We start from the raw sequence: 6709 nt of genomic DNA, 5'->3' as shown, positions 1-6709 counted from the left end.
GGTCCCAGCCGAGGACCGGTGCCCCGAGGCACCCCACCTCCCTGCCCGGGCACGGCGGCCCGGCCACGCGGCTCGGTCGGCCCACAGCGCGAAAGTTTCGGGGATCATCGGCATGTAGACGGCGACCCGGTCGACGACTGCCGCCTGAAGGGTGAGGAGAACCAGCACCAGGAGGGCGAGGACGTCACCATCTGTGGTGCACCGCCTCGCTGGTGGGAACCCACACCGCTCGCCGAGCGGCGAGGATGCCGATGCGGTCCAGGGCGATGCTCAGGTGCCAGGAACCCCGCCCCACCGGCCACCCCTCCCACCCCGCGACCGGGCTGCACCTGTGCAGGAGATGGCGGCGGCGGGAGCCGGGGGCCCGGTGTGGTGGCCGGTCGAGTGGTTTCGCCGACTCGCGGCGCGAAGAGGCATCGCCCCGCCGGCACCTTCCACCCCGGCCGGGCTACGCCTCCGCGGGAGACGGCGGGATGACCGCCACCGGACTCACGGCATGGAGCAGGACCGCCTGGGTGACCGAGCCCATCATCCTGGCGGGAGCGAGCAGCCGGCGGCGATGGCGTCCCACGACGACCAGTTCGGCGTCCTTCGACGCCTCGACCAGATGGCCGGCGGCGTCGCCCGGCAGTACCTCGAGCTCGGAGACGACCTCGGCGTGCCGTCCCCGGTGCGGGGCGAGGAACCCCTCGGCGAGAATCCGCGTCTCGTGTTCGACCGCGTCCTGGTCGATGTCCGGCGACGGCATCTCCCCCGGCAGCATCCAGGTCTGCAGCGGCCACGGATAGGCGGCGACGATCCGGAGCCGGGCACCGCGCAGGGCGGCCTCGGCGAAGGCGAAGCCGAGTGTCGCGTCATCGGGACTGTCGGCGTTCACGCCGACCACCACGGGACGGCCGGTCCCGGCCACCCGTTCGTCCTCCGCGTCCTGCGCCGGGCGGGGCACCACGACGACGGGGCACTCCGCGTCGCGGGCCGCCGCCAGCGAATTGGAACCGAGCAGCAGACTGGCGAAACCTCCGCGCCCGCGGGAGCCGAGCACCAGCAGGCCGGCCGTCTCCCCCACCTCGGGCAGCAGCGCGCCGGGCGCACCCTCCAGCGTCAGGTACTCGACGGCCGGGAGCACGGTCTCCGTCGCCAGACGGCCACGCGCCTGGTCGATGACGGGATCGGCACCGAGATCGGGCGACCCGGCGTCCAGGACCTCCGCCTTCGTCCAGTGGGGGTACTGGCGCACATGCACGACCCGCAGCAGGGCCTCGCGCCGGCGGGCGGCGTCGAGAGCCCACTCCAGGGCACGCAGGCTGTCCTGCGAACCGTCGACCGCAGCGACGACCGGCTGGGTGCTCATGAGTTCCTCGCCTTCGGAGTACGGTCCCGACCTCCCCGGGCCGGTCCGACTCGGTCACGGCCCGGAGACGCCGCGTCGGTTCGCGCGTCCGGACATATGCGGGGAACACTACCCCCCGGCCGCCACCGCTCGACGGCCGCACCGCTCACGTCAGATCGAACTCCCCTTCGCGCGCCCCCGACACGAACGCGCCCCACTCGGCGGGGGTGAAGATCAGGGAAGGGCTTTCCGGGCGGCCACTGTTGCGCATGGCGATGAATCCCTCCACGAAGGCGATCTGGACATCGCCTCTGCCCCGGCTGCTGGACTGCCACTGCGCATTGCTGAGGTCCAGGTCCGGCTTGTCCCAGCCCGTGAGGGGGCGCTGCTGGATGGTGCTCTCGGCCACGTCCGTGCTCCTCCCGATTCGTCGTCCGCGGTCAGCCTAGCGACCGGGTCCTGCGCCCGACAGGCCACGGAGCAAGTGGGACCCGGGGCTCGAGGAGCGGGGTCGGGGGGCGGAGCCCCAGGTCGGGTCGGGAAGGGGCGGCGGGGGCGGTATCCACACCTGGCGCACCCGTCCGTCGGGACGGTCGTGAAGGACGGTATCGGGGTGTCGGTGGAGGGGAGTCCGTCGCCCGGAGACGCTGGAGCGGCCGGTGGGCAGGATCCGGCGGCGCCGCATGCACCGACGCGGCGTGCGGATGTCCCGGCACCGCGCACACCCCATTGACACGTCCCTCCCCTGACAGGAAAGTTTCACTCCGCACGGCGATCCCCGAAAACTTCTTTCAGCCCCGGTGCGGGGCCCGACGCGGGAGGAACCTGATGGCGGACGCAGGGGCGAGAGGCATCAGCCGACGTCGACTGGGCGGGGGCGCGCTGGCCCTGGGCGGCGCGCTGGCGTTCGCCGCCCTCCCGGCCGACACGACCGCATCGGCGGCGGCACCCGCACGCGGCGCAAGGCCCACTCTGCGGCACGGATCGGCGCGCCGTGCCGGACTGCTGTCCGCCCCGCTGCGACAACTCGTCACCGACGCCGAGGCGTTCCTCGCCCCGTCCCCCGTACACCCCTGGTACGCGGGTGCCGTGCTGCTCGCCGGACGCGGCGGGACGGTCGCCCTGCACCGGCCCATCGGCATGGCCGTGCGCTATCAGGCGTACGACGAAGAGACCGACACCGGCGTCGAGTTCCCGGCCGACCGGCAGATCCCGATGTCCGAGGACACCGTCTTCGACCTGGCGTCGGTGTCGAAACTGTTCACCTCGATCCTCGCCGTGCAGCAGATCGAGCGGGGCCGGCTGGGGCTGGAGACGGCCGTCGCCGCGTACCTGCCGGACTTCGGCCGCGCGGGCAAGCAGGACATGACGATCCGCCACCTGCTGACCCACACCTCGGGATTCCGCGCCTGGATCCCGCTGTACGACGCGCCCACGTACGAGGAGAAGATCCGGCTCGTCCTCGACGAGACGCCGACCGGTACGCCGGGGACCGTGTACCGGTACTCGGACCTGAACCTGATCTCGCTCCAGCTGGTCCTGGAGCGGATCACCGGCCGGTCCCTCGACGTCCTCCTGCGCGAGGAGATCACCGGGCCGCTGGGCATGCGCCGCACCCGCTACAACCCTCCGGCGTCCTGGAAGCCGAGGATCGCGGCCACCGAGGACGCCCGCACACCGTGGTCGGGGCTCGACCGGGGGCTGGTGTGGGGTGAGGTGCACGACGAGAACGCCTACAGCCTGGGCGGGGTCGCGGGGCACGCGGGCGTGTTCTCCGACGCCTGGGACCTGGCGGTCCTCGCGCGGACGCTGCTCAACGGCGGTGTCTACGGGCGGGAGCGGATCCTGGCGCCGGAGTCGGTGGAGCTGATGTTCACCGACTTCAACACGGCCTTCCCCGGCGACGAACACGGCCTGGGTTTCGAGCTCTACCAGCACTGGTACATGGGCGCGATGGCCACTCCCCGCACGGCCGGGCACACCGGCTTCACCGGTACCTCGCTGGTGCTCGACCCGACGACCGACTCGTTCCTCGTGGTGCTGGGCAACTCCGTGCATCCGGTGCGCGGCTGGCGTTCCGGTTCGGCGCCCCGGGTGGCCGCGGCGAACCAGCTGGCCCGCGCGGTGCCGGTCCGGCCGGACCGGGGCCGTACGGCATGGTTCTCCGGCATGGCGGGTTCGACGACGGCGACCCTCACCCTGCCCGCGCTGGACACCTCGTCCGGGCGGGCCCGGCTGCGCTGCGCGCTGTGGTGGGACACGGAACCGCGCGCCGACGTTCTCGTGCTGGAGGCGTCCGAGGACGGCGGCGCCGACTGGCGGCCGGTGCCGTCCACCACGAAGGGCCGGGGTGCGCGGCCGCAGCCGCATCCGTCGGGCACGGCCACCGGCTGGTCCGGACGGGTCTGGCACGAACTGACCGCGAAGCTGCCCGCCGCACGGGGCCTGATCCTGCGCTGGCGGTACACGACGGACCGGCTGTACGTCGGTCGCGGGGGCTATGTGGACACGGTGCGCGTCGAGACGCCGGACGGCCGGCTCTTCGACGAGGCGCGCCCGGCCGACGCGGCCCGCCTCCGTGCGGAGGGGTGGACCCGGGCGGCCGGCTGAGCCGGCGCGCCGGCCCTCCCCCGCCACCGTCGTCCCCCTGATCAGCCCTCTCCCGCCTCCAGCACCGCCATGGCCGCGTTGTGTCCCGGGACTCCGCTCACCCCGCCGCCGCGCACCGCGCCGGCACCGCACAGCAGCACGTTGGTGTGCCGGGTCTCCACACCCCAGCGGCCGGTGCCGTCCTGGGTGTGGGGCCAGGAGAGATCACGGTGGAAGATGTTGCCTCCGGGCAGCCCGAGGTCGCGGTCCAGATCCAGCGGGGTCCGGGCCTCCAGGCACGGGCGTCCGTCGGCGTCGGTGGCCAGGCAGTCGGCGAGGGGTACGGCCAGATGGGCGTCGAGCTGGGCGAGGGTCGACGCGAGCAGTTCCTCGCGTACGGCGTCGTTGTCCCGCTCGAACAGCCGCGCGGGGGTGTGGAGTCCGAACAGGGTGAGTGTCTGGTAGCCCCGCGCGGCCAGGTCCGGGCCGAGGATCGTCGGGTCGGTGAGGGAGTGGCAGTAGATCTCGGAGGGCGGGGCGGCGGGCAGCTCACCGGCGGCGGCCCGTTCGTACGCGGCCGCCAGCTGGCCGTACCCCTCGGCGATGTGGAAGGTGCCGGCGAACGCCTCGCACGGGTCGACGGAGCTGTCGCGCAGTTCGGGCAGCCGCTCGAGCAGCATGTTGACCTTGAGCTGGGCGCCCTCTGCGGGCGGCGGGGGCGTGTCGCCGGTGAGCGCCGCCAGTTCCCGCGGGGAGGCGTTGACCAGGACGTGCCGTGCGGTGGCGACGCCCTCGCCGTCGGCGGTGCGGTGGGTCACCTCGGCGGTGCGGCCGTCGGTGTCGATGCGTACCGCCTCGTGGCCGGTGGCGATGACCGCTCCGGCGGCGCGGGCGGCGCCGGCCAGCGCGTCGGTGAGGGCGCCCATGCCGCCGACCGGCACGTCCCAGGCGCCGGTTCCGCCGCCGATGACGTGGTACAGGAAACAGCGGTTCTGTCTGAGCGTGGGATCGTGGGCGTCGGCGAAGGTGCCGATGAGGGCGTCGGTGAGGACGACGCCGCGCACCAGGTCGTCGGCGAAGCGCTCCTCGACAGCGACTCCGATGGGTTCCTCGAAGAGGACCCGCCAGGCCTCCTCGTCGTCGACCGCGCGGCGCAGTTCGTCGCGGGTGGGCAGCGGTTCGGTGAGGGTGGGGAAGACGCGGCGGGCCACGCGGCCGGTCATGTCGTAGAAGCGCTGCCAGGCCCGGTACTCGTCGTCGGAGCCGGTGAGTCGGGCGAAGGCCTCACGGATCCGCTGCTCGCCGCCGCCGACGAGCAGCCCGGTGGGCCGTCCGCCGCGTTCGGTGGGCGTGTAGGAGGAGATGGTGCGGGTGCTCAGCCGGAAGTCGAGGTCCAGGTCCTGGACGATCTTCGCGGGGAGCAGGCTGACCAGGTACGAGTACCGGGACAGCCGGGCGTCGACGCCGGTGAAGGGGCGGGTGGAGACCGCCGCGCCGCCGGTGTGGTCCAGCCGCTCCAGCACCAGTACGGTACGGCCGGCGCGGGCGAGGTAGGCGGCGGCGACGAGGCCGTTGTGGCCCCCGCCGACGATGACGGCGTCGTATGTCCGGGATCGCTCGGATGCGGTCATGGTTCTTCGTAACACGCGGTGATCCGTACCGGCCAGACGCGGTGCGTCTCACGCCCCGCCGGCCGCCGGCCACTGCCGCAGTGCCGCCACCCTCCGGTACAGCCCGGCCGCCTCCTTGCCGCGGCCCAGCCGCTCCAGGCAGTGCGCCTCGTCGTTGCGGGCGGCGAGGGTGTCCGTGTGATCCGCGCCGAGGACCCGCTCACGGGCGTCGGCGACCCCCCGGTACTCGGTCAGCGCGTCCGCCCACCGGCCCAGCCAGCCGAGGCCCACGGCGACCTCGCGGCGGCTGACGAGGGTGTCCGGGTGGTCGGGCCCGAGGACCTTGTCGCGCAGGGCGCACACGTCGCGGGACTCGGCGAGGGCGTCCACCCAGCGGCCGAGCCGGCCGAGGTTGACGCCGATGCCGTGCCGGGCGCGCAGGGTCTCGGGGTGGGTGGGCCCCTGCACGCGTGCGCGGTCCCCGACGAGGCCGCGGTAGAGGTCGAGGGCCTCGCCGGTGCGGCCGAGCCGGCCCAGGCTGACACCGGTCTCGTAGCGGGCGGCGAGGGTGTCGGCGTGGTCCGGGCCGAGCGCCCTGGCGCGGGCCGCGGCGACCTCGCGATAGGTCTCCAGGGCCTCCGTCCAGCGGCCCAGCCGGCCGAGGAGGTAGGCGACCTCGTACCGGGTGACGAGGGTGTCGGGATGCTCGGCTCCGAGGACCCGGGCGCGGGCGGCGGCCACCTCGCCGGCCATACCGTACGAGTCCTCCAGGCGGCCGAGTCTGCCGAGGTTGAAGGCGAGGTTGTGGCGGCAGCGCAGGGTGTCGGGATGGTCGGGGCCCATGGTCCGCTCCCGGGCGGCGAGCACCGACAGATAGACCTGGTGGGCGTCGAAGGGACGGCCGAGGCGGCCGAGGACGTACGCCATCTCCTGGCGGGCCGCCAGGGTGTCGGGGTGGTCGGCGCCGAGCACCCGGATGCGGGCCTCGGTGACCCGCTTGTAGGCGCGCAGGGCGTCGGCGGCGCGGCCGGTGCGGCTGAGGGCGAACGCGACCTCGTAGCGGCTGGCGAGGGTGTCGGGGTGCTCCGGGCCGAGGAGGTGCTCGCGCTCGGCGGCGACCGCGCGGTGCACCTCCCCCGCCTCCGTCCAGCGGCCGAGGCGTCCCAGGCTCAGGCCCGCG

5 protein-coding genes are annotated in these 6709 nt (G+C 74.0%); 1 reads left to right on the top strand and 4 read right to left on the bottom strand.

Going from position 1 to position 6709, the window contains the following annotated elements; all coding sequences use genetic code 11:
* Window positions 1-448 precede the first annotated feature (448 nt).
* Window positions 449-1351, bottom strand: a complete 903-nt coding sequence (locus tag B9S61_RS32205; RefSeq protein ID WP_103545344.1) for a universal stress protein — start codon at window positions 1349-1351, stop codon at window positions 449-451.
* Between the two features lie 145 nt (window positions 1352-1496).
* Complete coding sequence (locus tag B9S61_RS32200) at window positions 1497-1739, bottom strand: DUF397 domain-containing protein (RefSeq protein WP_103545343.1); 243 nt, start codon at window positions 1737-1739, stop codon at window positions 1497-1499.
* Between the two features lie 419 nt (window positions 1740-2158).
* On the opposite strand from B9S61_RS32200, the gene B9S61_RS32195 reads away from it, so the two are divergent.
* Window positions 2159-3940, top strand: a complete 1782-nt coding sequence (locus B9S61_RS32195; protein ID WP_103545342.1) for a serine hydrolase domain-containing protein — start codon at window positions 2159-2161, stop codon at window positions 3938-3940.
* 41 nt (window positions 3941-3981) lie between these two features.
* On the opposite strand, the gene B9S61_RS32190 is transcribed toward B9S61_RS32195, so the two are convergent.
* A complete protein-coding gene (locus tag B9S61_RS32190; RefSeq protein ID WP_181007627.1) occupies window positions 3982-5550 on the bottom strand; it encodes an NAD(P)/FAD-dependent oxidoreductase in 1569 nt (522 codons plus the stop codon).
* Between the two features lie 48 nt (window positions 5551-5598).
* Window positions 5599-6709, bottom strand: a 1111-nt coding sequence (locus tag B9S61_RS32185; RefSeq protein ID WP_146065009.1) for a tetratricopeptide repeat protein, incomplete at its 5' end; no start/stop codon positions are given.

It is taken from the genome of Streptomyces sp. SM1 (assembly GCF_002910825.1).
Taxonomy (GTDB): domain Bacteria; phylum Actinomycetota; class Actinomycetes; order Streptomycetales; family Streptomycetaceae; genus Streptomyces; species Streptomyces okerensis.
This window is presented reverse-complemented; position numbering and strand designations above follow the sequence as displayed.